Consider the following 26,799-nt stretch of genomic DNA (forward strand, 5'->3'; position numbering starts at 1 on the left):
TCCCCCTAGGATAAATTTATTATCCTCCCCGTATCTTTTTATAAAAAATAATCGTTATATAAAGTAAAAAAGATTTATAAATGGAATGGGGGAGAAGGATGAAGGTTTTAGTATTAGGAGGGACTCGTTTTTTAGGAAGAGCATTGGTAGAAGAGGGATTGAAAAGAGGCCATGAAATAACCTTATTTAATCGTGGGACCAATAAAGGTGCTTTTCCTGAAGTGGAGCAGCTCATCGGGGATCGGGACGGAGATGTGTCCCTTCTGAAAAACCGCAAGTGGGATGTTGTAATGGACACATGCGGGTTTGTTCCCCAGCAGATTCAAGAAATCGCAGCTGTACTTGGAGATAATATCGAACATTATACGTATATTTCAAGCATCTCTGTTTATAAAGATTGGATTCCGCTCAATATTACCGAAGACTATCATCTGCAAACTTTATCGCAGGATCAACTAAGAGCTGTTGAGGAAGGTAGCGCTTCACCTTATGAGCACTACGGCGCCTTGAAGGTCCTATGTGAGAGGGAAGCAGAAAAGCATTGGCCGGGCCGTGTGCTGCAAATAAGAGCAGGGCAGCTTGTCGGGCCGTTTGACTACACAGACCGGCTTCCGTACTGGGTCCAGCAGGTAGCGCAGGGTGGAAAAGTATTGGTACCGGGGCGTCCGGACCGTCTTGTTCAGTTAATTGATATAAAAGATATCGCCAAATGGGTGTTTGATATGGCGGAAAACAGAAAAGCTGGAACCTTTAATGTGACAGGCACAAACGAAAAAATGACGATGGAAGAGCTGCTGGATACCTGTAAAGCTGTCACCAACAGTGAGTGCGAATGGGTATGGGCAGATGAGCAATTTTTGCTGGAGCGTAATGTGCAGCCATGGACGGAAATGCCGCTATGGGTTCCCGAGCACTTCCCGCTAGAGGGAGAAACAGAACCGTGGAAAGGCTCTTTTTCAATTAATATCGAAAAAGCAGTGAACGCGGGCCTTACCTTCCGAGCTCTGGAAAAGACGATTAAAGAGGTTTATGAATGGCTGAAGGCCCGCCAGCAGCATAATCTTAGAGCAGGGATTTCGCGGGAAAGAGAACAAGAATTGTTAGAGGCATGGTTTCCAAAAGGACAACAATGATATATGAAAAATTAACAATGGTAAAAGGGATTGCTGGGGGCAATCCCTTTTTTATTCCAATTATTGTTTTTTCTTATCTAAGAGATATTGAAACCCGTAAATGGCTAAGGCCTTTATCATGAAGAAAGACAAAAATTGATATTTTTTCAATCTAACTAATTTCATTATGTTACATTTCTTCAAAATGGCCATTAAAACATAGACAAAACCCAAATCTAATCCGATATTCACCAGCATATACTTTTTAAATTTTCCATACGTCAATTTTAATATCCATAAGGTTCCTATAAAAAAGGGACCCACAATGTATGGGAAGTCTTTTAGGTAGTTTAAAATGGTACCTTTCGGAAATTCCCACCATTTCCGCTTATAGGCTAGGTAACTTTCTATAGACATGACAAACGTGATAAAAAGTAGAACAGGATAAAATCGTTTCCATTCAGATTTCCTTATTATTGGAGCCGTTAGCCATGGAACAACAGTAAAAAAAAGAATAATTAATGACCTAACATTCAATTAGAAACCCTCCGAACGATGTTTACTAGTAGGGTTTGCATGTGTTTACAATTTATTCCTTTTGCTATAAAAATAAGGGAACGGTTATCATGACTAAAGAGCCATGATAACCGTTCCCATATGTATTGACACTATCTAGGAACAGCTGCATGCGATTTCGCTGGATGAATGGAAAAGGTTTCTTTTCCCTCAGCTGCTTTGTTTCTGTTCGCGATGTCATTTTTATAATAGCTTATTACTTGGGCTGTTACCGCAATCGACAAGATGGAGCAAAGACCTCTTAGCAGCCCGACAACGTAAATACTAGATAGAACAACAATGGCATCAAATATGAAGTTTATTTTACCAGGGTTGAATTGAAATCTCTTTTGCAGATACAAAGCAAGAATATTAGCCCCGCCAAGGGAAGCTCCATTCATAAACAGTATCGTTACACCAATTCCAATGATTAACCCGCCCAACATTGCACCTATCCAAATCGGAAGTGAAAAGTGTGGCAGCCATTGGTCCATTCCAGTCAATAACGACAGGATGGAAACAGAAACAACGGTATTTAAGGTAAACTTCCATCCCATTCTAAAAACTGAAAAAATATAAAAAGGGATATTTACTAAAAAGAAAATCACGGCGAATGGAAGATTAAAAAGATACGCTACACTTAGCGAGAGTCCGGCTGTGCCTCCTGTGACAATATTGGCATGTTTTAAAAGGATAACCCCAAAACTTGTTACCAAGCATCCTAGGAAAATATATATTGACTTCCTCATTTTTAAATCACCTAACTTCTTATCAATATTAATACGATTAATAACTATTTTAATAATAAAAGATAAAAGGACAATTTTACATATCAAGAAGAAGGCGTTATTATCAAGTTGTATTCAATTTGAATTAAAATCTATTGTTTTATATTCATAATGAAAGGAGTGTTTTCGGTGGATCAAATAGACATTAAGTTATTAGAGCTTTTGCAAAAAAATTCCCGCATGACAATCAGCGACTTATCACAGGAGTTAGCGTTAAGTAGGCCGAGTATTTCGGAACGTCTTCACCGGCTGCAAGAGAAAGGGGTTATCGAAGAATACAGTGCCAGAATTTCCCTTCCTGCAATTGGAAGAGACATACTGTTAATTATTCAAGTGGGCGGCGTTAAAGTATCCTTACAAGAATTTGAAGAATTCGTTAAAAAAGAAGAGGGAATTATCGAGTGCCATCGTGTGACCGGGGAAGTAAGCTATATTTTAAAAGCTGCTGTTTCAAACATGAATGGCATGAGGCAATTAATCGATAAATTAATTCCATTTGGAAACATCAATACTTCTACTGTATTGTCATCACCTGTTCCATATCGATACATTCTGCCATTTGAAGAATCTTCATAGGCTTCCTTCCTACAGGGGAAGTTTGGGGAGAAGAGAGTGTGCTGTTTCTTCCTGTGGAGTAATTCATGGGGACGGCCCTTATGCATGTAAAAACCATGAGAGCCGTCCACGTATGTGGAAATTTATAGTAACCATTCACCTTGAGCGATCTTTTCAACCTTTCCACCAACGGAAATGTTGATTTCGTCGTTTTCCTCATCTGCCTTTAAAAACAATAAAGATGGTCTGCCCATTTCATATCCTTGTTCGACTCTTATATCAATTTCGCTTGTTTGGAAAAATCGGTATTTAACCAGGTAGGCAGCCAGGCATCCATTTGCGCTGCCCGTGGCGGCATCCTCTGGCATCCCATAATAATCTCCAAAGTCGCGAACATTTATCTGATTTTCCGGATGATATGTTTCAGGAGCAAATACCATAATTGCTTTTGCGTCCGTATTCTCAATCAACTCATAGTATTTTTCTAAATTGATTCTTACTCTTTTGACAGCGTCCAGATTTTTTAAAGGGACAAGAATTACGGGAAGCCCAGTGGAAACCTCTTGGATGGGGAACCGCTCATCAATGGCATCCTTCTCAATCTGTAAGACACTACAAACCGGGTCGGCCTCTAATATTTTACCGAAGGTAGGTTTATTTTGTTTCATCCAAATAAGACCTTCCTTTGAATCAAACGAGACAGGAATCTGGCCAGCCTTATAATTCAGCGTAAGCGTTCCTGCCGGTTCTTCTAATAGCTCATGTTGAATAACATGGGCAGTCCCTAGCGTCGGATGGCCGGCAAATGGCACCTCTTCATTAGGGGTGAAGATGCGCACATCATAGCCGCCGTCTTTTGGCTGATCCGATAAAATGAAAGTAGACTCTGAATAATTCATTTCCTTCGCGATTTGCTGCATTTCCCGGTCTGAAAGATTACCCGCATTTTTGAAAACAGCAAGCTGGTTCCCTGTATATTTTCCTTGCGAAAAAACATCCACAATTGAAAAATTTATTTTCTCCATAGAAATCTCCTATTCTATTAAAATTGAATCATGGGGACAGTTCTTGTGCATCTGATGCACGAGAACCGTCCCCATGTATCATCCACGAAATTTTTCCATAAACCGTTCGGGGTGATCAATCGCTTTGAAACCGAATTGGCTATACAGGGAATGGGCGTCATTTGTGACTAACATAAACCTGCGGACGTTTTGCAAGTCAGGGTGGTTGGTGATCACTTCCATTAACCATTTGGACAACCCTAATTTACGGTATTCGGGCACAATGAACACATCTGCAAGATACGCAAAGATCGTCAAATCAGAGACGACCCTTGCAAAGCCAACCTGCTCTACATCGCCTTTGCTGACATCCCCTTTATAGACGCCAAAACATAAGGCAGTATTGTCAATCGACTTCTTTATAATTTCCTTTGGGCGGCCCAGTGCCCAGTAGGATTCTTCGCTTAAAAACTTGTGGATAGTATTAAGGTCTAAATACTCTTTGTTCGTAGATATGGAAAAACCATTCTTTAGCCATGTATTCATTTTTGCACCCCATTTTAGAATATTTTTAATTCACTAATTTTAACATATAATGAGGCACGAGAACCGTCCCCGTGCCTCATCCGTGCCTCAATAAAAATGGCGCTGTGCAAATGACTCCGATAATGTAAAGAATGACTGCAATATAAGCAGGCAATAGGTGAATAAAATCGGTATAGCCAATTATATAATGAGTGATTAGTCCAGATAAAAAGGCGGGAATAGCACCGATGGTGAAGGTCCACCAGACCCAGCGTTCCCCTTCGCGGATTCCCCACAGAGCAAGCATCAATACAAGCAGTCCTACACTCAGCAGGGCACTGCCAAACCCGGCCCGGTCATGGGCGATAACAGGGATTAACCGTTCATTAAATTCATTCAGCAATTCCGGTGAAAGACATATATATTCTAAATCAGTTGGCACAAAGACACTGGATGCGCCGATTACGGAGATGACGCCCCCGCCAACCGTTAAAGCAAATCCTAATATGACAAAAGCCAGCTGCCCGATTAAGCTCCACCTCCAAGATCGATGATTGGAAAGGTTGGTGCTTGATGGCGCTTCTTTGGCATTTCTTGATTTTACATATCCAAAAATAAATAACGGCAATAAAATAAGCCAAAACAATCCATGAAGCCAATCGAAATACCTATACCCGATAAATAGAAAAATTCCAAGGAAACCAATAATCCCCGCAATATTCACTGCTTTTCTGGCCCAATGCAGGCCGTTTCTTATGCCATGCCTCGCCAGCTGCATGTAGATGATTCCACCTGATATCATGGTTCCGGATAGGGTCATCCTGTCGTGCGCCATGAAGTATAAAATGGCAGGATTGAAATTTACAATGTCGCCTCGAAGGATGCCTAAAAAATCCTCGTCGTATGGAAGGATAATCGCTGTCATACTGAAAAACAAGGCGATGAACCCAGCGAGGGTAATGGCTAAACCAAATAACAAATACCACAACCATCCTTTAACCGACACGGATTCTTTCGGTAAAGTGTTGGAGTACGCTTCATTTATCCGCTTTGGCAGACCAGGTCCAGCAAATACATATTCATAGCCTAACATCACAAGGGAAGCACCGTTTTCCAATAATTTAACCGCATCTGCCTGCTCGCGGATACCGCCTGAAGTGATAATTGGCAGGTCGACACCAACTGTTTTCCTTATAGCAGCAAGCGTATCAGGTGAAGGATCACCTTCAAGTAGTATTCCACTTGGTTGATAGTTTGCTAGTCTTTCGATTTGTTCCACAGAACAGGACAGTATTACAGGTTTGTTCAAGTTTTTTTGAAAAAGATGAAATTGGTTGGCTGATTCAAAGGTATGGCTGTTGATAATAAATCCGTCGCTAAAAGGGAGGAGTTCTTCATAAATGTGTTCTATTTCTGTAATCGTTCCTTCAGCTCTTATAAAAAATGGTACCTTCTTTTTCTTAACAGAGTGCAGCATCTTCTTAACTGTGGATACCTTTATCGAGAAGTCTGGATTCCCCGAAATTTGTTCCTGTTTTGGGTCAAAATGAAGTTCTTCTGAACTTGCTGAACCCTGTATCGAAACCGGGCCAACCTCAATGAAGCCAAAGCCAAGGTTCTGAAAAGCCTTAAGTCCCGATAATTGGGGATCGATTTTGCCGCTTAGTCCAACAGGTGAAGCAATTTGAACTCCGAACAATGTTTTCTCCAGTTTTTTCGAAGGTGCCATGTGGCCAAGAAATTCTATCAATGCTTCACCTATTCTTGAGGACGATAACAGGCTCATCCCTCGATGAATAAACTCCCGGCTAAACGAGGGCTGCAATTTTTGAAGAATCGGCTTAAAGATGGTGTGATACGACCAATCAGGCATGGTGGAGTTTCCTCCTTTCGTGCAGTAAGTCATTACCTGAATTTTACTATATTTCAAGGATGTGGAGTTAATTGTTTTTGAAAGGTAACAAGCAAATGGCTCAGTTTACCTGAGCCATTTGCTTGTACAAATTTAAAGTTTATAGTTTGCGGGCAAAATACATATCACATGGGAAGAAAGGACTCTGAAAAAGTATCGGCTCCTCCTACGCCAAATACCGTGATGGCCACGCATGCCATCCCCTCTACTGAATACTATAACGGTCCGATGTTAATAAACAGTGTTATAGATGTTATCAAATTGTTAAACCTGCATTAAAAAATATGAATAGATGTTGAACAGTTTAAGTTAAGTATAGGTGATGCCGATCAGGAAAATAATATGAAAAACTCAATAATGGAGGGCGGAAAATGGATCCCCAAGAAAACTTTAATAAAAAGAATCAGACTTCAGATAAAAGCGATACCGAGCAGCCATTAATGTCAACGGGCACGACTGAGCCAGGCTTTGATTGGGAAACAGGCAAACATGATTTTGCAGCTAAACCTAGAATCGGAAATGAGCCGATTGGTGAACAAGTTGACAATAATGGGGAGTAGGGAAGGACAAAATTGAGCTGCTGTAAGGTCAAAATGTCTTTTATAAGCCAACACATAACCCCTTGATTCAATCTAAGGGGTTTTTGTCTTTTTTTATAAGAGGAGTAAGAACCATCGGAATAAAGTCCGAATAGCTATCAATATGAAAATCAGCCTCGATGTTACGATTTTGAAAAGCACAGGTTTTAATGTTCAATTCTCTTGCAGGAATTAAATCCAGTTCCCGGTCCCCAACTACCAAATCAATGTGATGGCTTTTAAGGACATATTCATATGACGAGCGATGAGGTTTTCTAGTAAAGCCCTGTTCTTCAACAGAAACAATGTCCTTAAAGTATTTTAATAAATGAAATTTCTCCAGCAGATAAAGGGTGGATTCCTTATCGCGGTGAGTCACAATTACATTGTTCTCAACCGCCGCTAAAGCATCCTCAACCCCATCAAATGGCTTGCTGATCCTTTTGGAAAAATAATTAAAAGACACTTGGTACTTGCCACGTCGGCTCTCATCAATCCCATAATGTTTAAAGGTGGTTTTAGAATCCTTTTTCAGCCATGTTAAAACCTCACCACGGTCTAACTCTTGCCCAGACAACTGAACAAATCCTTCGACCAGTGCTGGATAGGTGTCAAAAAGCGTTCCGTCGAAATCCCACAAAATGTTAATAATGATCCCTCTTTCTAATCACTTTTCTCTACAGAGAGTACCATATGCCCCTTTAAAGTGGAAGAAGAAGGTCATTACAATACTCTATTAACGTTTTTCCATTATTTTCCTCTCTATGGTGTTGGAATATTCCAAGTTCATAGTAAAAGCAGTATTAAACTTCCAGGTATAATTATTTTGATATATTTGAATTTTTCTAATAGAATAATAGTATATGTTTGCGCTTACAATATCGAGTTTTGTAATTAGCGTGCAAATAATAGGTAAGTCACAATTTCCTTTTTTAATGAAAATGTTCATTTTATTATCAACCAGGATGTGATGGCATGAGCGTTAGAATTTCAGCAGAAAATTATAGCCAAGAGGCCGTTAAAGAAGACCGCAAGATTATTACATCTGCATCCGTATTTGGGATCCTTAGGCAGCAGCTTGCAAAAAATATTGGCATTAAACGGATTAAGGGATTCTTGTTTCATTATGGCTGGGAAATGGGCGTCAATGTTGGGAAAGAAGCCCTTGAGGCCGAAACCTCATTAGAATATCTCATTAAACACGGTCCGATTATTCACATTCAAAATGGCCATATTAGCGGGATTAAACATGATTGCACCTATGAATTAGATGAAAATAAAAAGATCAAGAATTTTTATTCTTATGGAACTTGGTACGATTCCTATGAGGCTGACGAGCATCTAAAACGGGTCGGAAAATCAAGTGATCCTGTGTGCCATACCCTAATTGGTTTTGCGAGCGGTTTTATGTCAACGATATTTGGTGAGACACTTTTGGCAAAAGAAACCACATGTGTAGGTAAGGGAGATTCAGAGTGCTGCTGGGTGATAAAGCCAAAGAAGGAATGGGAACAGGAACTTCAGGAAGAGGATGCACTTGATTTTTACAATGAAACCCCGATTGTAAAGGAACTTGAGTTGACCTATGACCAATTGCTTGACCAAAAAAATGTCGTCACCCGTTTAGCCCATTTTCAAAACCAGTTAACGGAAGAAATTATCAATGGAAGTGATTTGCAAACCATTGCCGATATGGTCTATGAGACGGTAAGAATCCCGATGATCGTCGAAGATGCGGTCCATAGTACGATTACCTATTCGGGCTTGGAACAAGAACAACATTTACTTTTAAAAGCCGATATGGAAAATTATCTGCAAAAAACACAATTTCACACAAACCCGCTATTGCCCTTTAGAAAAAAAATCATCAAAACATCCATTCAAGAACGTCTGATTACGCCGATTCTATTACAAAAAGAAGTCATCGGTTATTGTTCCTTTCTCTATGAAGATATCAACAATCATTATCATGAAGAAGATTATTTGTTTTTAGACCGGTTTGCCAATGCAGCCTCACTGATTCTCTTAAATGAAAAAACGAAGTTTGAGACATTTGAAAGAATGAAAGGGAGTTTCCTGGAACAAATACTGGAGGGCCGACTTCCTGCCAGTGAGATCATTAAGCGGGGGAAATATACGGGCGAAAACCTCGAGAAAAACTATTATATAGCCGTAATGGAATATCGGAAATCACAAGGCTCGATTGAAGATGACTTTCTTTTAGAGGAACAAATTTTTGAATCGACATTCCGTTATTTTAAAAATAAAAAGCAAAATATCTTGGCTGGACATCGAGACGGAAGCATGGTTTTACTAATCACGACGGAGACCCTGCAAAACAAGACAATCGATGAGGTCATGCACCAATATTTCAATTATATGAATCAGAAATTTCCCCAAGGTCATTTTAAACTGGGTATCAGCCGCCGAGGAGAGGATATCGGCCAAGCGTCCAGATGTTATGAGGAGGCTGCCATTGCGATAAGACTAGCAGTTAAGAAGAAAATTGTGCCGTTCCAATCATTAGGGATTGTAGGAGTGCTGATTAACTCGAAGAATATCAGCGGGATCAAAATGATTGCCGCGCAGGAGCTTGGTCCTCTTTATAACTTTGAGGACCCTAAAACGCTGGAACTGCTGAAAACATTGTATTACTTTTTGGTGAACGGAGGTAAGCTTGAGCTAACCATGCAGGACCTGGCTTTGTCGATGAGCGGTCTCCGGCATCGAATCAGCCGAATTGAAAGCTTGCTGGAGAAGGATATTAGAGACCCCGATGAAATGCATCAGCTGCTTCTGATTATAAAGTCATTAATTGCAATAGGAGAAATTACATTTGACTAAATGCCATCTGGCTTCAATGCCGGATGGTTTTTTACGTCTTTTTTAACAATCCATCCTACCTCTAAATGAACAACTTTTGTCTATTTAAATCAAAAACATGAGCAATTGTTGCTCTAGTTAGAATATTTAAAATTTAATAAACTTTATTTACAAGTTGTTAACAGTAAAAACTTTGTCGAATCACAAATGTAAGCGATGCCAAACCTTATTTACCAACGGACATAGTCCATAACCAATATTTTTATTCATTAAAAAGGGGTGTTGAAAATGGCAAGTCAATTATTAAACGGTGAAACCCTTACTGTGGAGGATTTACTAGCCGGCGCGGAACGAATCGGCCAACTAGCTGAACAGGAGGCAGCCGAAGCGGAGAAAAACGCCACTATTTCACAAAACGTAGTGGACCTGATGAAAGAAACACAAATTGCACGGATGATGCTTCCAAAAAAATACGGCGGTCCACAGGCAGATTTGAAAACGTTCGCAAATGTTGTCCGCAAGGTGGCCAACTATAATATTTCTGCTGCATGGCTGACTTATCTGTACCCGCTTCACAATATGCTTCCAGCGTTTCTTCCTGAAAAGGGTGCAGATGAAGTTATCAATTCTGGCGGGCTAATTGCCGATATCTTTGCTGCGTTAGGAAAAGCGGAACGAGACGGTGACGGTTACCGGATTAGTGGTAAGTGGAGCTTTGTCAGCGGAATTAACTATAGTGACTGGGTCGGTGTCGGGGTCATGATTCAGTTCCCAGAAACGGATAAACCGGTCTACTGTCTGCCAATGTTAAAAACTTCTGAAGTGGAAATTATCAACAACTGGGATACGTTCGGGCTAAGAGGTTCGGGCAGTAATCAAATCATTGCCGATAATGTATATGTGCCAATGGATCGCATCTTAAGGCTGGATCGAGCGGAGCAGACCAGAAGACCTCCTGTAGATGAATATGATACAGAATATCCTTTCTATCATATCCCATTCTTCCCATCCTTCTATATTGGCTTTGGTTACATGGCACTTGGCGGAGCAGAGCGGATGCTGAAGGAGTTTAAGACCTTGACGGAAAAACGTGTCCGCTTAATGGACGGCGTAAGGGAAAGTGAGTCACCAAGAAGCCAGCGGGTACTTGCTGAAATGACAACTGATTTCCATGTCGCGGAAAGCTTAATGGATAAATATATTAATCTGCTTGTTAATTATGAAAAAGATGGCTGCCAAACACCGCCATCAGAATTCTTCGCAATTCGTACGAAAGCGATTAAGCTATGTGTCGATATTGCCGTCAGATCATTGCTGACACTGGGCGGTGGCGCTTTATATAAAGGCGGCGCAATGGAATTGTTCTTGCGAGATATCATGGCGGTGGCTACACACAAAACTTCTTTATACGAAGATGCTGTCGCTGCATACGGCAAAGACCTGTTTGGTTTTGAGAGCAGCGTCAGAGGATAAATTTCGGATTTTAATAGTGAATTTAAAAAGGGGGATTTTTTAAATGGATGATCGTCAATTTCGCACAGCTATGGGCAAGTTTGCAACTGGGGTGACGGTAATAGCAACGGAGGTAGAGGGAGACATTCACGGAATGACAGCGAATGCGTTCATGTCTGTATCGCTCGATCCAAAGCTCGTTGTTGTTTCCATCGGTGAAAAAGCTAAAATCTTGAACAAAATCAAGGAAAGCAAGATTTTTACAGTAAATATCCTGGCAGCCGATCAGCAGGAGTTATCCATGATTTTTGCGGGACAGTTAAAAGAGCACAAGGAAGTTGTCTTTGAACGCCTTGATGGAAAGCCGGTATTGGCCGGGGCTGTGGCACAGGTGGCCTGCGAGGTATCCGCTGAGCATGTGGAAGGCGACCACACCTTGTTTATTGGCAGGGTAACCGATATTCATCTTGAAGACAAAGAGCCGTTAGTTTTCTACAGCGGCAAGTACCGTTCATTAGTGGCAGAACAGCCGGTGACCATCTAGAAACCTTGAGAGGAGACCATTTATGGAAACAATTCATTTGAACGAGAGTAATTTGGCAGAATGGCAGAAAAAGGCGAGTCCGAATGTTATGGCACTTGGCTGTTTCGATGGTCTCCATCAAGGACACTGTGCAGTTATCAAAGCTGCTCATCAAAAGGCGAAAGAAAAACAAGTGCGGCTTGCCGTCATGAGTTTCTTTCCCCATCCGAAGACGGTGATTTCAAAAGGAAAAGTTCATGTCCATTATTTAATGCCGCTTTCGGAAAAACAGGCAATGCTACAGGAAATGGGCGTCGATACTTTTTACATTGTGGAATTCAGTGAAGAGTTTGCGGGTCTTTCGCCAGAGCGGTTTGTATCGGAATACTTGAGTGGTCTTCAGGTGGTTCACGCCGTTGCCGGATTTGATTTTTCCTATGGCTCCCGCGGTGCTGGCAACTTAGACCGTTTGAAACAAGACTCTGGCGGGCGGATTGATGTCACGAAGGTAGCCAAAGTGGAACTGCGGGGGGAGAAAATCAGTTCGACCTGCATTCGGGAGCGGCTGTTAAGTGGGAAGGTCGCTGAACTTCCAGAGTTTCTCGGCAGATCTTATGAAACGCAGTGTGAATGGAACGGCGAGGCCTTCACGCTGCAAGCGCATTACACTCTTCCGTGTCCCGGCCGCTATCAGGTCGTGTTAAAAAATACCAGCGGTACGGTCCAGCGGGAAGTGACCGTCCTGGCTGATGGTACAACGATTAAAACCACAGATGAGATTCCACCATTTTTCAAAGGGAAGCTTTCGATTATCTGGCAGCAGGAAATCACACAATCTAAGAAATTACGAATTTCTTAAAAATAATGAAACGAAAAGGAGCGGATGCAAATGGCTAAAATTGTTGCAGGTGTTGCGATGTCGCATAGCCCAATGATTATGACCAATGAAGCAGGAGGCGGCGAGAAAGGGCAGCGGTTCATCAATACCGCAGCTAAAATGAGAAAGTACCTCGAACAATCCGGTGCAGATGTAATCGTATTAATATCTGACGACCATTTTAACAGTTATTTCTATGACCATATGCCTTCCTTTACGATTGGGATCGGCGAATGTGAAGGCTGGGGAGACTGGCAGATCCCTAAGTACCAAATCCCGGTTCAGCAGGAATTAGCAAAGCACATTCTTAACACGAGCTTGGAAAACAATGTGGACTTCGCGTTTACCTTAAAAATGAAGGTCGACCACGGGCATACACAAGGAATTTATTTCTTAAACCCAGATCTCCAAATTCCAGTTGTTCCGATTGCGGTTAATACGTCCGCACCGCCGTTGCCAACGATGGACCGTTGTTTCCAAATCGGCGAAGTTGTCCGCAAAGCGATTGAATCATGGGATCAGGATTTGAAGGTGGCGATTGTTGCATCAGGCGGTTTATCCCACTGGGTGCCAATTCCGAAAATCGAGAGCGAAAAGCCGGAAGACCAATTCTTGGTGAATGTTTTAAAAAATGGACGCCAGGAAATTGACCAGCTCGATCAATATTTAAAGCTGCGGGAAACCAATGTAACCAAACTTAAATCAGGTCCTGTTAACGAACAGGTTGACCGGGAATTTTTACGCCTGGTGACCGAAAAGGACTACACCACATTAAGAAACTGGAGTGCGGCATTTATCGAGGAGAACTTGGGTAACGGCGGCCAGGAAATCCACAACTGGCTTGTGCTGCTTGGCGTATTGCAGAACTTTGATGCAAGTGTGGCCTGTTATGAGCCGATTCCGGAATGGGTAACAGGGATGGCGATTGTTCAATTCAGCCAGCCGGTTGACCAGAACAAACCAAACACATCAGCCCAGCAAGAAGTCGGAGTTTAGTAGCTGCCGTTTTCAAGCAAATTTACTAAGAAGGGGAGATTGAAATGACAATTTGGACAGAATTAGCTGATTTAGAATATAAACTCTATTATGTAGATGCTAATGGAATTAAAACAAGAGTGCTCGAATCCGGAAATGGGGAGCCGTTGATTCTCCTGCATGGCACAGGCGGACATATTGAGGCCTATGCACGAAACATCCGAGGCTTACGAGAAAACTTCCGTGTGATTGTCATCGATATGGTCGGACACGGTTACACGGCGAAGCCAGACCGCCAATACGGGATTGATTTTTACAGCGAGCATTTATTAGGCGTGATTCAAGCATTAGGCTTATCAGAAGTCTATCTTTCAGGAGAATCGTTAGGCGGCTGGGTCGCTGCTTGGTTTGCGGCCGAGCATCCGGAATATGTGAAAGCAATGGTGCTGAATACTCCAGGCAACGTCAACAACAAGCCTGAAGTCATGCAGCGGCTGAAGGATTCCACATTAAAAGCCGTTCTCGAAGCAAACTACGAAAATGTTAAAACAAGACTTGAATGGTTGATGTACGATAAGAGCCAGGTAACCGAAGAGCTAATCGAGTCTCGCTACAAAATCTATACACAGCCATCCTACCAAGAAGCGGTTCATCATATCGTCTGCCTTCAGGATATCGAAGTACGCAAACTCTATAGCTGGGATCCGTCATGGTGCGGCAAAATCAATGTGCCAACATTGCTTGCCTGGACGGACCACGACCCAACATCCACTGTTGAGGAAGCCAAGCCAATCCAGGATATGATTCCAAACAGTGAATTGGTTGTCATCAAAGATGCAGGACACTGGCCGCAGTGGGAGAAACCAGAAGAGTTTAACGCCGTTTTAACAGACTTTTTATTAAAAAACAACAATGAAGCAGCCAAGCAAGAAGACTCGGCGGTAGCAGCAAAATAATCTGACAACATTTGAGAGCACTATTGAGTTGATTCATAGTTTCACAGGATTTTGAATCTAACAAATAGTGCTCTATTTTTAATTAAAGGAGTTTTTTAAATGAGTAATCAAGTCATTCATCGAGTTCAGCGTGTTTACGAGCTGTTGAAGCAGGCAGAAGAATCCAAGAAATCAATCCCTCCGCTAACTGAAACGTATCCTGATTTGAAAATTGATGAGGCCTATCAGGCCCAGCTGCAAATGATTGGCGAAAAGGTCCAAGCAGGGCAGAAAATCGTTGGGAAGAAGATTGGCTTAACCTCAGTTGCCATGCAAAAGCTGCTGGGTGTCGATCAGCCGGATTACGGCCATTTGTTGGACTCAATGGAAGTAAGCAATCAAGGAACCATTCTGTTGGATGATTTGTTCCAGCCAAAAGTGGAAGGTGAGATTGCCTTTATCCTGAGCAAGGATTTAACAGGACCAAATGTCACGGTCGAGGATGTTCTGGCAGCGACAGCGTACATCGCTCCTGCTTTGGAGATTGTCGACAGCCGGATTACCGATTGGAAGATTACTTTGGCTGACACGGTTGCCGATAACGCGTCAAGCGGGTTGTTTGTCATTGGCGAGGAGCGCTATGCTGTATCAAATATTGACCTGCCATCGATTGAAATGAAATTATTCAAAAATGGTGAGCTGGTCAATACAGGTTATGGCTCGGATGTTTTGGGACATCCCGCAACATGTGTCGCCTGGCTCGCCAATAAATTATCCGAGTACAACGTGGTTTTGAAAGCGGAAGAAGTGATTTTATCCGGTGCACTTTCCGCAGCGGTTGTGGCTGAAAAAGGGGATCGGTTCACGGCCGGATTTTCGCATATTGGGAAAGTAGAAGTTTCATTTAAGTAAAAAGGGGAAAGGACCTTTCCATTTGAGGGAGTGGAAGGGTCCTTATTAAAGCACTTTAATATGGGAGAAATTGAAGGAGGTTCGTATATGGAGCAAAAGAAAGGTGCAGTTTCGAAAAAAACATGGGTTATTATTTTTCTTTTATTTTTATTAACGGTTATTAGTAACGCTGATAAGGCGATTATCGGGTTTGCTTCGGTTCCGATTATAAAGGAGCTGGGACTAAGCCCAGAGCAATGGGGTGTGGTGGGCAGTGTGTTCTTCCTACTGTATTCTCTGTCAGCTATTTTAGGGGGCAGCCTGGCGGATAAAATCGGCGCCAAAAAAGTCATTGTCGGTATGGTCGCTGTTTGGTCGATTGTTCAATTTTCCACCATCTTTGTCAGCAGTTTTACTTATTTGTTGGTAACAAGGATTATTTTGGGTGCTGGGGAAGGTCCATCCTATTCCTTGGCGATGACAGCAGCTTCAAAGTATTTGCCTAAGGAAAAGTTGGGGATTGGTTTAACGCTTGTTTCAGTTGGCGGGCCGCTTGGAGTCGCGATTTCAGCACCGGTTTTAATGCATCTTATCATGAACTTTGGCTGGCGCTCAGCATTTATTGCGACAGGGGCAGTTGGGTTTCTTTGGATTATCGCGTGGTTATTTAGCGCTAAAGAGAAAGCGGTTACAGAGGGCGAACCAGTCTCGGCTAAAGGTAAAACTGCTGCCGGTACCGCCCAGAACGAGACAAAATTCACCTCTGTGTTATTTTCGAAAAACTTTATCTTGGTTGCTCTATGCGGGTTTGCCACCTATTGGTCATTCACGATTGGGCTTAACTGGCTGCCAAACTATCTGGAAAATGTCCGCCATCTTAGTAAAGAAACATTAAGTATCGTGGTGGCACTTCCATGGATTATGATTACATTATCGCAAATCACGTTTTCAACCATTTCGGACCGTATCTATCATAAAACAAACAGCATGGTAAAGGGCCGGATCTTTGTCCTTGGACCTGTTATGGCAGCTGGGGCTATCTGCTACTTCCTAGGGACACTAGTCAGCTCAAATATTTTAGCGATTGCCTTATTGTCACTCGGGTTAACATTTGGATGTATTACTCTTGTTATGGGACCAGCCATATTAGTGGACTTGGTTTCACCTAGACACCAAGGGAAAATTCAAGGCTGGTTTATGGCTTTGACCTCTCTGGGCGGCATTGCCGGTCCATATGTAACAGGGTGGCTGATTGGACATTCAGCCAATCCGGCAGCCGGCTTCCATCACGCATTCCAAGTCTGCGGCTTGATTCTCCTTGTGTTCGGCGGTTTAGTGTGGCTGGCAGTTCGTCCGAAACATTATGAAAATCCATCAACATTAAATACAAATCCATCAAAGGTCGTATAAAATGGTTGTTTAATTGAATGAAGGGCACCTTCCGTTTTAGGGAGGTGCCTTTTTTCCATTATATATATTTGTTATTCCTTCAAATTAAGTATTCCTAAATACTTCTGCCAAGGTCCAACGTCCGCCCTATACCTCTTGGCCATTACCCGGACTATTTGAGAAATATGAGTCAAATCATGCACAACCCATGTAGAGAGCAGCTCACGGACCCGCACCCTACCAAATGCAGGGTGGAAACCTGTTAATTCAAGCTGCACTTCTGAGACAACCAGTGATCTCAGCTTAGTTATATTCATAGATCTAATCTCTTGAAAATCCCTAAAAACATTCTTCAGCGATCTTTCAGAATCATTTTTAAGATGCGAAAATCGGTCGAATTCGGGAAATGCTGTATCCTTATTTCCCTCGAGAATAAACTCCAACCTCGGTATCCAATTGGTTTTCTCAGCCTCAATGAGGTGCTCGACAACTTGCCTTGCATTCCAGGTTCCTTCGCCTTCATTGCATTGAAGCCAGCCATTGGATATCCCAGACAAAAAATACTCCAATGTTTTCGGTGTACGCTCCAAGACCTCAATCGCTTCCTCTATGTTAAAATTCATATAACGCCTCCATGGTAGTAAAATCTTGTTTCTAGTATTAATACTTATAAAAAACATAAAAGAGTGATTCCATTGCTTTCTAAAAAAAGAGTAATTTATTCAATAACGATTTTGGTGGTTATTATACTTGGCCTTGCCTCCAGAAAATACAGCCATATGCTGCCGCCATTTCTAGCCGATAACGCCGGGGATGCGTTGTGGGCCATGATGGTATATTTAGGATTCCGCTTTTTGCTGTTCCGGAAAAGAATTCTCACCGCCCTGTTGCTCAGCTTAATTTTTAGTTTCGGGATTGAATTCAGCCAATTATATCAGGCCGGCTGGATTAACCAGATTCGGGGCACAGTGCTCGGGGCGCTGGTATTGGGGCATGGTTTTCTGATGGTGGATTTGCTTCGTTACACAATAGGTATCATGATTGGAAGTTTCATAGATAAGATGGCGCTAAAATTAACACACATCAGGTAAACCAGTACCTTTTGAAACGTATAAATGGTCTCGCCGGCTTTTATAAGGCAGGACCTTTTTTAATTCCGGCTGCACGTGCAAAACAGATGCCTTTATTTTTACCGAGAGCACTCTTTTCTTGCGCTCACGGGCAAAATAGCCGTCCTATTTTTACCGGGAGTACTCTTTTCTTGGTCTCACGGGTAAAATAGCCGTTCTATTTTTACCGAGAGCACTCTTTTCTTAAGGCTCACGGGCAAAATAGCCGTCTTTATTTTTCCGAGAGCACTGTTTTCATGGGCTCACGGGCAAAATAGCCGTCCTATTTTTACCGGGAGTACTCTTTTCTTGGTCTCATGGGTAAAATAGCCGTTCTATTTTTACCGGGAGCACTCTTTTCATGTGCTCACGGGCAAAATAGCCGTCCTATTTTTACCGGGACCACACTTTTCCTACGCTCGCGGGTAAAATAAATGCACAAAAGCAGTGCGTTTTCTCAGATCCACACTGCTCTGCTTTTATAAGATTCCATTTTTCATAGAACCACTTACGGTTTCATCACCATTGCCGCTTGTTCCCATATCAACCGTTCGGCCCGGTTAGGGTCATTGACCACCGAACTCTCTAGATTAAAAATCATCGTTGGCCGGAAGTTCAAATCATACTTTGGCCACGAAGGAAGGGCGTCGGTATTTGGGTTACCGTTACGGGCAAAATTGATCCAGGCCTGGTGCATTTGATTCGCTACCAACTGGCGTTCCGGAGAAGAACCCGTAAAGTTTGTTGTGTTCGGCTTATCCAGTGTGTTCCATACGAATGGAATCTCTAATGCATGTGTTGCTTTAAGAGCGCCGTCAAATACTGGTGTCTCCCAATCAAAGCGATACATCCAAACCGGAGCGCCTTGGTTACCCTGCAGTTCTGCCAGCTTTTGCGCAGGGTATGTAAAAATATGAATGGTCAGCAGTTTATTAAATAGATCTTGGCTTAGTGGTTCAGGATTAAAGTTTGCAATAAGAGGCACGAGCGGTCCAAAGGTTTTTTCAAAAATCGCCTTGACCTTTGCCTCATCTGCATCCTTCCACTCAGGGTCAAAGACACTGAAAATATTAAATTCATCCTTGTTGGTACCAATCAAAACTGGGATATCCTTTGCTGAACCCTCGGCTATCGCCAGTTGTGGATGTTTTGGCAGGGATACACCATCAACAACCGGTCCTAAGCTCATTGACGGGAGAAGATCAGCAGCTTGAAGCAGCTGTTCAACTGGTAATTCCTCCAATTTTGCCAGATTAGTAGGTTCTACTTGTAAAGCCGCGAGTATGGCGCCCGCTACTTTTGTTGCGGTTTCAGGAGGATGGACGTTTGCGGCTGCGCCGCTTTGCAGGATTGCTTTTTGGAAAAGACCTTGAGCAGAAGGGAATCCAAGCAATACTCCAACACTCATGGCCCCCGCCGATTCTCCAAAAATGGTTACGTTATTTGGATCGCCGCCAAACGCAGCAATATTCTCCTGCACCCAATGCAGTGCCGCTACCTGATCCAGGATCCCGCAGTTCCCGGAAGTGGCATATTCAGCTCCGCCAATTTCGCCAAGGTGAAGGAAGCCGAAAACTCCCAACCGGTAATTAATTGTCACGACAACGACATCGCCTTGGGCAGCAAACGAAGTACCATCATACCAATGGCCAGATCCAGATCCAGTAACATAAGCACCACCATGAATCCAAACCATCACAGGACGTTTTTTATCATCTGCTCCCGGTGACCATACATTTAGGTATAAGCAATCCTCACTCACATTCGAGACGTCATTCCCGAAAAACTCCATTATTTCTTTTTGAGTTTGCGCTGCAACCGGTGAAAAGGAGGTAGCATCCCGAACACCTTCCCAAGAATCCGGCAGCTCCGGAGCCCGGAACCGAAGCGGGCCGACCGGCGGTTTTGCAAAGGGGATCCCTTTCCAAGAATAAACACCATCAATCTGTTCTCCCTGTAATTTACCGTAAACGCTTTCAACAATTGTATTGGACATGAACGTTCTCCTTTCAAACGATAATCATACTTATTAACTTTATTCGAGATGAGGGAGGGGTTTTCCTTTTATTTACATCGTTATATAAAATATTTTTTCACTAACCGGGCGGAGGTTTTCGTGTTAACTTAAATATTGTGAAAAGTGAAATAAATATTGCGATAATTCGACTAATTTGTGGGGATTAAAAATAGGAGAAAAAATGGAGTTGACCAGCTGATGATAAGCAACACAATTTCGGAGTGGTTCTACTTGTATAACAAAGATATATACCACTTTTTAGTTTATTACATCGGGTCAAGTGATGTAGAAGATCTGGTGCAGGAAGTTTTTATCCGAGCAATTAAAGGCTTTGATACTTATCAGGGAAAATCAAGTCCTAAAACCTGGCTTTTTTCGATTGCGCGCCATGTGGGAATAGATGAAATTAGAAAAAGAAAGCGTTTAAGGATCAAGCAAATGAATTGGTTCAGGGAGGAGCAAACGGATAAGGAAACACCGGAGAAAATTCTCCAATTAAATGAAAATAATAGGCTCCTATATCAAGCAATCCAATCTTTAAAAACAAATTATCGAGATGTCATCATCCTTAGAGGGATTAAAGAACTCACTGTATCTGAAACAGCATCCATTTTAAATTGGAATGAAAATAAGGTTCGAATAACCTATCATCGTGCGTTAAAGACACTACAAAAAAGTATTGGAGGATACTCTCTATGAAAAATGATGAGAAATTTGATGATGTAGAGAGAAAAATTCGCTCATTACCAGAACCTGATTATGATAAACAGTTTACTAAAGATACCCAAGATAAAATCCATGAAAACCTATTACAATTTGCAAGTTCATATGATAACAAGAAAAGGGGAGCTGCAATAATGAAAAAGATGTTAGTAGGTTTAGCTAGTGTTGCTGCCTTCATATTATTCGCTGTTTTAGCTATTCCGTTCATTGAGGATAAACTATCAAATTCTAATTTAAATACGCCAGGGCAACAAACGAAAGAACCTGTAACAATAGATAAAAACAAAGAGGAAAATGATAATAAGAACCCAGCTGATCCTAAATCAACAGATCCTAGTCTATATGAAAATACAGAATATGGATTTAGTTTTGCGTTACCGAAAAGTTGGGAGGGGTACCAGATTGTAACGGATACTTGGGAAGGTATATCTACTGAACAAAATAAAATAATTGAGAGTGGCAAAATCCTTTTAATTAGACACCCAGGTTGGACGGAGGCGAACCCGAGACAGGATATTCCGATTATGATTTTTACGCTTGAACAATGGTCTTCACTTGAAAAAGGGGAATTTCATATTGGAGCAGCACCTATTGGTCCAACAAAGCTGGGAGAAAATGATAAATATGTTTTCGCGCTGCCGGCTAGATATAACTTTGCATTTCTAGAGGGATATGAAGAAGTAGAAACCATTTTACAAAACCATCCACTTCAAACGGAAAATGTATCCAATAATGATAAATGAACACTGGTACTACTAAAGATTTTGACCAAGTATAACGACATCCGCAGGCGAATAGTGAAAATCACTGTTCGCCTGAATTTGGTCCCGCAACCAAAGAGGAATCTGGTCTTTCCCCATTCTGCAGGTCAGCAATCGTTAAACCAAAATTCATCTCCAGGTGAGGGTAATCTTTGAATTTAGCCCAGTCTCCGCCCCATTCAAACCCCAGCTTTTTCGCCATTTGGACGACCTCGGTCCAATCGGATTTCGAGTTTCCATTCCGATCATATTCCCGGTCCCAAACCACATCTCCCGAAGGCGTCTTTAGCGCAAAATCAATCGCCAGCCCGTAATTGTGATAAGACTCGCCGCCCTTTGCATGGGTGACAACCGCTCCATCAGCGGTACGGCCTTGTTCATAAAGACTGTCCTGCTCATCCGCACTGCGAAACCCATCCGTAATGACCACGACAATCCCTTTTTTGGCAGCCTGCTGGATTAACTGATTGGTGCGCTCCTTCACGACAGGATGAAGTTCAGTCGGCATTGGAACATCCTTTGCAATCGCCGGTTTCGGAGTATCAGAATTCGTATTATTATAAAAGATTACCACTATGGTAATCACGAGAACTAATAAAGGTAATACTCGTTTTATTCGTATTCTTTTTCTTTTTCGTTTCAAAGCTAGCAGTTCCTTTCTTGTTTTTGAAAAATTATATCACTATAAAAGACGAAATGACGAGTCTAATAGTTTCATATAATCAGCAAATGGAAAAACTGGGTTTTTTAACGCTATTTATTCCAAAATGTCGTGAGGATCGGAAATTATGTAGTGAGTCCCTGGAATTATGTAGTGAGAGGTTCAAATTATGTAGAGAGAATAGGGTAAGTTTAAAAAGTTACCTATTTATTCCAAAAAATGTCGTGAGGACCGGAAATTATGTAGTGAAATCCCGGAATTATGTAGTGAGAGGTTCAAATTATGTAGTGAGAATAGAGTAAGTTTAAATAGTTACCTATTTATTCCAAACAATGTCGTGAGGACCGGAAATTATGTAGTGAAATCCCGGAATTATGTAGTGAGAGGTTCAAATTATGTAGTGAGAATAGAGTAAGTTTAAATAGTTACCTATTTATTCCAAAAAATGTCGTGAGGACCGGAAATTATGTAGTGAGTCCCCGGAATTATGTAGTGAAAGGTTCAAATTATGTAGAGAGAATAGAGTAAGTTCAAAAAGTTACCTATTTATTCCAAAAAGTGTCGTGAGGACCGGAAATTATGTAGTGAGTCCCCGGAATTATGTAGTGAGAGATCCAAAGTAGGTAGAGAGAATAGAGTAAGTTTAAAAAATTACCTATTTATTCCAAAAAGTGTCGTGAGGACCGGAAATTATGTAGTGAGATCCCAGAATTATGTCGTGAGAGGCACAAACTATGTAGTGAAATTTGACCAAATAAAAACGGAGGGCCAGGTTTTGCCCTCCACACCAATTAAAGCAACAATTTTAGCCCACCTTCACTCCCGTCAGCTGCCCATACAACTCCAATGCCTCGCCAACCTTCAGCCCCTTATGCACAATCCCGTTAATCGCCTGAATCATCGCTTCCGGATACTCCGATTGCCAGATATTGCGGCCCATATCAACGCCCGCCGCCCCCTGATTCATCGCATTAAACGTAAGCTCCAGCGCGTCTTTAATCGTCTCTAACTTAGGACCACCAGCAATCACAATCGGTACCGGACAGGTCCCCGTGACTTTTTCAAACCCCTCACAATAATAGGTTTTAACAATATCCGCCCCCATTTCGGCAGCAATCCGAGAAGCTAATCCTAAAAACCTTGCATCTCGCTTCTCCAGTTCGTGGCCGACAGCAGTAATCGCAAGTACAGGAATGCCATACTCGTGGGCCTCGGTAACGACATTCGCCAAATTTGCCACCGTCTGCGTTTCGTACTTAGAGCCAATAAACATCGAAACCCCGACCCCAACCACATTATGGCGGATTGCTTCCTTAATCGGTGTCACAATCGTCTCATTGGAAAGGTCGCTCAGCACACTCGGACCGCCGGACACCCGCAGCAGCATCGGCTTATTTACATCGGCAGGGATGCAGGCATCGAGTGTCCCCCTAGTCACAAATAACGAATCCGTATGCGGCAGCAGGCTGCGAACGGTTTCGCCCGGTTTTTCCAATCCATGGACAGGGCCGAGGAAATAGCCGTGGTCTATCGCCAGCATGACCGCCTTGCCACCCGGAAAGATTTGACTCATTCTATTTTGAAATCCCCAATTCATCTTCAAAATCACTCCTTCATCTTCGGATTTTCTACAATGACCGTGTCTCTCTCGCTGATATGCGGCGATTTTATAAACACCGCTTTGAAATCGACCGAGGAAGTATTTTTTAAATAATGAGTTTCGAATGGCCGCACCTGCAGCATGTCGCCAGGTTTGACATGTACAGGCTCGCCGTCTATATAAATATCCATTTCCCCTTCAAGGATATAGAAAATTTCTTCGCAGGTCGTATGATAGTGATTTTCATGGTCATCGCCCGGTTTTAACAACACCACGCCAATATCGACATTTGGTCCTTTTCGTAAGTACTTCGGCCCGTGGGTGCCATAACGGTAGTCGAGGTTTTCTTCGTTTACGTGAAACATTGGCGTTTCACCCCCTTTCAAAAATTAAACACTTAACCCGGGTGCCATCCACATGTGGCTGGTTTTTCCCGAATCGGCTAATCGCAGCTGCTCGGCATAAACCGCCCGCCAATTTTCATATAGTAATAGGTAACGAGCATGGTTATCCATGTTTGGATAGTGGACCCGTTCCCACTTCACTAGACCTGAAATAGCAGTTTCGAGATTTAGAAACAAACCAGCACCCACCCCCGCCATAATAGCGGTACCGAGGGCAGCCGCTTCTTTTTCGACAGGGATCCTAACAGGAATGCCAAGCACATCCGCCAGCGTTTGGCTCCAAAGCTTACCTTTGGAGGCACCTCCGGCAAAAATAGCCTCCGTAGGGTAGTGCCCGGTGACTTCCTCGACAATCTTCAGGTTGCCATAGGTCACGAGGCAGGCGTTTTCCTGGATCGATTTAAACATTTCTTTTTTACCAGTTTTATTGGGATCAATAGTGAGATTAAGGAAGGAGGGGGCTGCATGCCGCCATGAGATGTAATCCATGACGTCTGAGAATATTGGGATAATGCCGTTTGAACCGACAGGAACATCTTTTGCCTTTTCTTCTAAAATTTCATAGGCATCGCGGCCAGTTTGTGAGGCTTCCATTTTTTCAAGCTCACAAAAAGCATCGCGGAACCATCTCATCACAAGGCCGGGGAAGAAGGCGATAGTTTCTATCTGCCATAAATCCGGGACAGCGTGACAATTCACACGGATTCGGCAGTCAGGGTCAATCAGCGCGTCTTTGATGTTAATTTCCTGCTGCCAGAAGCTGCCTCCGCAAATAAAGGTCTGACCGTCGCTAACAGCGCCGACTCCGACGGATGCAAGCTGGGCATCTCCGCCGCCGCTAAAAACGGGCGTGCCTTCTGCAAGTCCAGTAGAATGAGCGATTGATTTGGGAATGGTTCCGAGTAGAATTCCTGCTTCGTTTACGGGAGGGAAGATGTTGTTTTTCAGCTGACAGGCTTCGGCAATGGCTGGTGTCCAAGTACGATTGTTTAAATCAAAAAGTCCGTTGGTACAGCCGTTAGAGGGGTCTACTTGAAGTTTATTGGTGAGTTTAAAGAGAATCCAATCATTGATCATGGTTAGGTAGGCGATTTTTTCATAGATTTCCGGCTGGTTGTTTTTAATCCAGAGCAGACGGGGGAGGGCTCCTAGGGCAAATGTTTGTCCGGATAATTCATAGAGTCGTTTCTCCAGTTCGGGGTCGCCGTTTTTAAGCTCTTTGGCTTCTGCCATGGCCCGGGCATCGACATTGGCGCACGCCCAAATCTCTTTTCCATTTTCGTCATAGAGGACAAAGCCCTCGCGCATGCTTGTGGCACTGATCGCTTTAATGCTGCTTGGAGGAACGCCGGACCGCTCCAACACCTCGGAGATGCAGGTTTGGATAATCTCCCAATTCCGGTTCACATCAAAATCCATCGAGCCTGGGTAGCGCGGGTCTTCCAGGTGCGTCCACTCATATTGTGAGACGGCAACTTGCTTGCCCGCTTTGTCAAAAAGAACAGCTCTCACACTGCCAGTACCGGCATCAAAAACCAGGATATACTCCATTTAAAAAGCAGCCTCCTTTTTCAGTAGTGAAGCAGCGGTTTCTTCATCGGTAATCAGGGTATCGATGTAACCTCCTTTCAACGCACCGTAGATGGCCTCCACTTTATGCGGACCGCCAGCCACGCCGATGACATTTTTTAATTTTTTCAATGTATGAAGATGGGTGCCGATTAACCGGTTGTGGTGCGGCAATTCCAGAAGCTCACCATTAGCATCAAAAAATTGGCCCAGAATATCGCCGACAGCATTTTGATTTTTAATATAAAGCAGTTCGTTCAGGGTCATCTTTTCTTCTTTGATGATCGTCGAATCGACGGACAAACCGCCAATCCCGACGACGGCATGGTGGCACAAACTTGCCAAATCAAGTATATTTTCCACCGAAGGTTCTGATAACATATTTTTCGCCATTCTCTCCGAGGAGGCGAGAAATGGGGCCGGAATGACATGGATTCCGCCTTTGAATTTATCGAGGCCGCCTTCTATGGAGTAATCGTGCTTGTGAAAATAGTAGTTAACACCGCCAGTGAGGGTGACCATGGATACCTCGATGGCAGGATCGATGGACAAAGCTTCGATGGTTCTCGATACAGCCTCGCCCCATCCGAATCCGATCAAATTATTATTTGAAATACTGTTTTCCAGGTACTGTGCGGCTCCTTTTGACAATGAACGGCTAAGGTTATGAGTTGGAGTAGGAATGACAAAGGCTTGAGGCAGCTTAAAGACGGAGACGAGGTCACGTTCGATTTCCAGACAATGGACCCCGTGACCTTGGATATGAAATTGCACAATATTTTCGGCACGGGCGCGCTCGAGTAAACGAACAACTTTGTTTCTGGATAATTGGAGCCGTTCTGCGATTTCGGTCTGGGTGAGATGATCCTTGTAATAATACCAGGCGACCTTGACGAGGAGGTTTTCAGTGAACGCATCATTGTTCGTCATCTTCCTCAACCTTTCAACAAAAAATCAATCACGTAACAAATGTTCACTCTGATACTGAGTATAGGGGGCTGAAAATGGAAAGTCAATTAATTTCTAAAAATTTAGATAATTTAAAATAAACGTATTGACTC

The 26,799-nt window shown here is 42.8% G+C and carries 26 protein-coding genes; 14 read left to right on the plus strand and 12 right to left on the minus strand.

Translation table 11 applies throughout. The annotated features are described in order from the left end of the window. Positions 1-98 precede the first annotated feature (98 nt). Positions 99-1,133 (plus strand): SDR family oxidoreductase, encoded by a 1,035-nt coding sequence (locus tag ACNQGS_RS13050; RefSeq protein ID WP_491487682.1) that lies wholly within the window; start codon positions 99-101, stop codon positions 1,131-1,133. Positions 1,134-1,780: 647 nt separating this feature from the next. Here the strand turns inward: ACNQGS_RS13050 and ACNQGS_RS13055 are convergent. Continuing rightward, positions 1,781-2,416: a YitT family protein gene (locus ACNQGS_RS13055; protein WP_491487683.1), complete on the minus strand. Its 636-nt coding sequence runs from the start codon at positions 2,414-2,416 to the stop codon at positions 1,781-1,783. A 168-nt stretch (positions 2,417-2,584) separates the two neighbouring features. Between ACNQGS_RS13055 and ACNQGS_RS13060 the strand changes: the two genes are divergently transcribed. Then, positions 2,585-3,031 (plus strand): Lrp/AsnC family transcriptional regulator, encoded by a 447-nt coding sequence (locus ACNQGS_RS13060; protein WP_423800906.1) that lies wholly within the window; start codon positions 2,585-2,587, stop codon positions 3,029-3,031. Between the two features lie 122 nt (positions 3,032-3,153). On the opposite strand, the gene ACNQGS_RS13065 is transcribed toward ACNQGS_RS13060, so the two are convergent. The 3 genes from ACNQGS_RS13065 to ACNQGS_RS13075 all read right to left on the minus strand — a co-directional run bounded on the left by ACNQGS_RS13065 (position 3,154) and on the right by ACNQGS_RS13075 (position 6,412). Beyond that, entirely contained in the window at positions 3,154-4,035 is an 882-nt protein-coding gene (locus tag ACNQGS_RS13065) for a PhzF family phenazine biosynthesis protein (protein ID WP_491487684.1), read from the minus strand. Positions 4,036-4,113: 78 nt separating this feature from the next. After that, positions 4,114-4,560: a GNAT family N-acetyltransferase gene (locus tag ACNQGS_RS13070; protein WP_491487685.1), complete on the minus strand. Its 447-nt coding sequence runs from the start codon at positions 4,558-4,560 to the stop codon at positions 4,114-4,116. A 76-nt stretch (positions 4,561-4,636) separates the two neighbouring features. Continuing rightward, positions 4,637-6,412, minus strand: coding sequence for an alpha-hydroxy-acid oxidizing protein (locus ACNQGS_RS13075; protein ID WP_491487686.1), 1,776 nt, complete (start codon positions 6,410-6,412; stop codon positions 4,637-4,639). Positions 6,413-6,822: 410 nt separating this feature from the next. Between ACNQGS_RS13075 and ACNQGS_RS13080 the strand changes: the two genes are divergently transcribed. Continuing rightward, positions 6,823-7,011, plus strand: coding sequence for a hypothetical protein (locus ACNQGS_RS13080; protein ID WP_491487687.1), 189 nt, complete (start codon positions 6,823-6,825; stop codon positions 7,009-7,011). A 67-nt stretch (positions 7,012-7,078) separates the two neighbouring features. Here ACNQGS_RS13080 and ACNQGS_RS13085 read toward each other — a convergent pair whose 3' ends face one another. Next, positions 7,079-7,669: an HAD hydrolase-like protein gene (locus tag ACNQGS_RS13085; RefSeq protein ID WP_491487688.1), complete on the minus strand. Its 591-nt coding sequence runs from the start codon at positions 7,667-7,669 to the stop codon at positions 7,079-7,081. Positions 7,670-8,004: 335 nt separating this feature from the next. On the opposite strand from ACNQGS_RS13085, the gene ACNQGS_RS13090 reads away from it, so the two are divergent. The 8 genes from ACNQGS_RS13090 (at position 8,005) to ACNQGS_RS13125 (ending at position 16,915) form a co-directional block, all read left to right on the plus strand. Next, positions 8,005-9,873: a V4R domain-containing protein gene (locus tag ACNQGS_RS13090; RefSeq protein WP_491487689.1), complete on the plus strand. Its 1,869-nt coding sequence runs from the start codon at positions 8,005-8,007 to the stop codon at positions 9,871-9,873. A 267-nt stretch (positions 9,874-10,140) separates the two neighbouring features. Then, a complete protein-coding gene (locus ACNQGS_RS13095; RefSeq protein ID WP_491487690.1) occupies positions 10,141-11,325 on the plus strand; it encodes an acyl-CoA dehydrogenase family protein in 1,185 nt (394 codons plus the stop codon). Between the two features lie 43 nt (positions 11,326-11,368). Then, positions 11,369-11,848: a flavin reductase family protein gene (locus ACNQGS_RS13100; protein ID WP_213146304.1), complete on the plus strand. Its 480-nt coding sequence runs from the start codon at positions 11,369-11,371 to the stop codon at positions 11,846-11,848. Between the two features lie 22 nt (positions 11,849-11,870). Next, positions 11,871-12,686 carry an adenylyltransferase/cytidyltransferase family protein gene (locus tag ACNQGS_RS13105; RefSeq protein ID WP_491487691.1) on the plus strand — a complete coding sequence of 272 codons (816 nt, stop codon included), beginning with the start codon at positions 11,871-11,873 and terminating at the stop codon, positions 12,684-12,686. 30 nt (positions 12,687-12,716) lie between these two features. Next, positions 12,717-13,700, plus strand: coding sequence for a DODA-type extradiol aromatic ring-opening family dioxygenase (locus ACNQGS_RS13110; RefSeq protein ID WP_491487692.1), 984 nt, complete (start codon positions 12,717-12,719; stop codon positions 13,698-13,700). 44 nt (positions 13,701-13,744) lie between these two features. Beyond that, positions 13,745-14,635, plus strand: coding sequence for an alpha/beta fold hydrolase (locus ACNQGS_RS13115; RefSeq protein ID WP_213118412.1), 891 nt, complete (start codon positions 13,745-13,747; stop codon positions 14,633-14,635). 99 nt (positions 14,636-14,734) lie between these two features. After that, positions 14,735-15,526, plus strand: coding sequence for a 2-keto-4-pentenoate hydratase (locus ACNQGS_RS13120; protein WP_491487693.1), 792 nt, complete (start codon positions 14,735-14,737; stop codon positions 15,524-15,526). Between the two features lie 87 nt (positions 15,527-15,613). Next, positions 15,614-16,915 (plus strand): MFS transporter, encoded by a 1,302-nt coding sequence (locus tag ACNQGS_RS13125; protein ID WP_491487694.1) that lies wholly within the window; start codon positions 15,614-15,616, stop codon positions 16,913-16,915. Between the two features lie 71 nt (positions 16,916-16,986). Here the strand turns inward: ACNQGS_RS13125 and ACNQGS_RS13130 are convergent, their stop codons facing one another. Beyond that, entirely contained in the window at positions 16,987-17,517 is a 531-nt protein-coding gene (locus tag ACNQGS_RS13130) for a DinB family protein (protein ID WP_213146310.1), read from the minus strand. Between the two features lie 114 nt (positions 17,518-17,631). On the opposite strand from ACNQGS_RS13130, the gene ACNQGS_RS13135 reads away from it, so the two are divergent. Beyond that, on the plus strand, positions 17,632-17,985 hold the full coding sequence (locus ACNQGS_RS13135) for a ribosomal maturation YjgA family protein (protein WP_491487695.1): 354 nt from the start codon (positions 17,632-17,634) through the stop codon (positions 17,983-17,985). A 526-nt stretch (positions 17,986-18,511) separates the two neighbouring features. Here the strand turns inward: ACNQGS_RS13135 and ACNQGS_RS13140 are convergent. Beyond that, positions 18,512-19,999, minus strand: coding sequence for a carboxylesterase/lipase family protein (locus tag ACNQGS_RS13140; protein ID WP_491487696.1), 1,488 nt, complete (start codon positions 19,997-19,999; stop codon positions 18,512-18,514). Positions 20,000-20,218: 219 nt separating this feature from the next. Here ACNQGS_RS13140 and ACNQGS_RS13145 point away from each other — a divergent pair, with 219 nt between their 5' ends. Together ACNQGS_RS13145 and ACNQGS_RS13150 are read left to right on the plus strand one after the other, a co-directional pair. Further along, positions 20,219-20,719 (plus strand): RNA polymerase sigma factor, encoded by a 501-nt coding sequence (locus tag ACNQGS_RS13145; RefSeq protein ID WP_491487697.1) that lies wholly within the window; start codon positions 20,219-20,221, stop codon positions 20,717-20,719. Next, positions 20,716-21,486 carry a hypothetical protein gene (locus ACNQGS_RS13150; RefSeq protein WP_491487698.1) on the plus strand — a complete coding sequence of 257 codons (771 nt, stop codon included), beginning with the start codon at positions 20,716-20,718 and terminating at the stop codon, positions 21,484-21,486. Before ACNQGS_RS13145 ends, ACNQGS_RS13150 begins: the two co-directional genes overlap by 4 nt. A gap of 61 nt (positions 21,487-21,547) precedes the next feature. Here the strand turns inward: ACNQGS_RS13150 and ACNQGS_RS13155 are convergent, their stop codons facing one another. The 5 genes from ACNQGS_RS13155 to ACNQGS_RS13175 all read right to left on the minus strand — a co-directional run bounded on the left by ACNQGS_RS13155 (position 21,548) and on the right by ACNQGS_RS13175 (position 26,668). Beyond that, a complete protein-coding gene (locus tag ACNQGS_RS13155; protein WP_491487699.1) occupies positions 21,548-22,090 on the minus strand; it encodes a M15 family metallopeptidase in 543 nt (180 codons plus the stop codon). Between the two features lie 880 nt (positions 22,091-22,970). Further along, positions 22,971-23,762: a 3-hydroxy-5-phosphonooxypentane-2,4-dione thiolase gene (lsrF, locus tag ACNQGS_RS13160; RefSeq protein WP_491487700.1), complete on the minus strand. Its 792-nt coding sequence runs from the start codon at positions 23,760-23,762 to the stop codon at positions 22,971-22,973. Between the two features lie 8 nt (positions 23,763-23,770). Next, the gene (locus ACNQGS_RS13165; RefSeq protein ID WP_464492868.1) at positions 23,771-24,130 is read right to left on the minus strand and encodes a cupin domain-containing protein; all 360 of its coding nucleotides are present in this window, start codon (positions 24,128-24,130) and stop codon (positions 23,771-23,773) included. Positions 24,131-24,154: 24 nt separating this feature from the next. After that, the gene (gene lsrK / locus ACNQGS_RS13170) at positions 24,155-25,720 is read right to left on the minus strand and encodes an autoinducer-2 kinase (protein ID WP_491487701.1); all 1,566 of its coding nucleotides are present in this window, start codon (positions 25,718-25,720) and stop codon (positions 24,155-24,157) included. Continuing rightward, positions 25,721-26,668 carry a sugar-binding transcriptional regulator gene (locus tag ACNQGS_RS13175; protein WP_491487702.1) on the minus strand — a complete coding sequence of 316 codons (948 nt, stop codon included), beginning with the start codon at positions 26,666-26,668 and terminating at the stop codon, positions 25,721-25,723. Positions 26,669-26,799 lie beyond the last annotated feature (131 nt).

The organism is Neobacillus sp. PVCKKU3, from assembly GCF_058323225.1.

Bases quoted from the DNA above. Each gene is read 5' to 3' on its own strand.
- ACNQGS_RS13050 (WP_491487682.1), top strand. From the start codon at position 99: ATGAAGGTTTTAGTATTAGGAGGGACTCGTTTTTTAGGAAGAGCATTG.
- ACNQGS_RS13055 (WP_491487683.1), bottom strand. From the start codon at position 2,416: ATGAGGAAGTCAATATATATTTTCCTAGGATGCTTGGTAACAAGTTTT.
- ACNQGS_RS13065 (WP_491487684.1), bottom strand. From the start codon at position 4,035: ATGGAGAAAATAAATTTTTCAATTGTGGATGTTTTTTCGCAAGGAAAA.
- ACNQGS_RS13070 (WP_491487685.1), bottom strand. From the start codon at position 4,560: ATGAATACATGGCTAAAGAATGGTTTTTCCATATCTACGAACAAAGAG.
- ACNQGS_RS13075 (WP_491487686.1), bottom strand. From the start codon at position 6,412: ATGCCTGATTGGTCGTATCACACCATCTTTAAGCCGATTCTTCAAAAA.
- ACNQGS_RS13080 (WP_491487687.1), top strand. From the start codon at position 6,823: ATGGATCCCCAAGAAAACTTTAATAAAAAGAATCAGACTTCAGATAAA.
- ACNQGS_RS13090 (WP_491487689.1), top strand. From the start codon at position 8,005: ATGAGCGTTAGAATTTCAGCAGAAAATTATAGCCAAGAGGCCGTTAAA.
- ACNQGS_RS13095 (WP_491487690.1), top strand. From the start codon at position 10,141: ATGGCAAGTCAATTATTAAACGGTGAAACCCTTACTGTGGAGGATTTA.
- ACNQGS_RS13100 (WP_213146304.1), top strand. From the start codon at position 11,369: ATGGATGATCGTCAATTTCGCACAGCTATGGGCAAGTTTGCAACTGGG.
- ACNQGS_RS13105 (WP_491487691.1), top strand. From the start codon at position 11,871: ATGGAAACAATTCATTTGAACGAGAGTAATTTGGCAGAATGGCAGAAA.
- ACNQGS_RS13110 (WP_491487692.1), top strand. From the start codon at position 12,717: ATGGCTAAAATTGTTGCAGGTGTTGCGATGTCGCATAGCCCAATGATT.
- ACNQGS_RS13115 (WP_213118412.1), top strand. From the start codon at position 13,745: ATGACAATTTGGACAGAATTAGCTGATTTAGAATATAAACTCTATTAT.
- ACNQGS_RS13120 (WP_491487693.1), top strand. From the start codon at position 14,735: ATGAGTAATCAAGTCATTCATCGAGTTCAGCGTGTTTACGAGCTGTTG.
- ACNQGS_RS13125 (WP_491487694.1), top strand. From the start codon at position 15,614: ATGGAGCAAAAGAAAGGTGCAGTTTCGAAAAAAACATGGGTTATTATT.
- ACNQGS_RS13130 (WP_213146310.1), bottom strand. From the start codon at position 17,517: ATGAATTTTAACATAGAGGAAGCGATTGAGGTCTTGGAGCGTACACCG.
- ACNQGS_RS13140 (WP_491487696.1), bottom strand. From the start codon at position 19,999: ATGTCCAATACAATTGTTGAAAGCGTTTACGGTAAATTACAGGGAGAA.
- ACNQGS_RS13145 (WP_491487697.1), top strand. From the start codon at position 20,219: ATGATAAGCAACACAATTTCGGAGTGGTTCTACTTGTATAACAAAGAT.
- ACNQGS_RS13150 (WP_491487698.1), top strand. From the start codon at position 20,716: ATGAAAAATGATGAGAAATTTGATGATGTAGAGAGAAAAATTCGCTCA.
- lsrF (WP_491487700.1), bottom strand. From the start codon at position 23,762: ATGAATTGGGGATTTCAAAATAGAATGAGTCAAATCTTTCCGGGTGGC.
- ACNQGS_RS13165 (WP_464492868.1), bottom strand. From the start codon at position 24,130: ATGTTTCACGTAAACGAAGAAAACCTCGACTACCGTTATGGCACCCAC.
- lsrK (WP_491487701.1), bottom strand. From the start codon at position 25,720: ATGGAGTATATCCTGGTTTTTGATGCCGGTACTGGCAGTGTGAGAGCT.
- ACNQGS_RS13175 (WP_491487702.1), bottom strand. From the start codon at position 26,668: ATGACGAACAATGATGCGTTCACTGAAAACCTCCTCGTCAAGGTCGCC.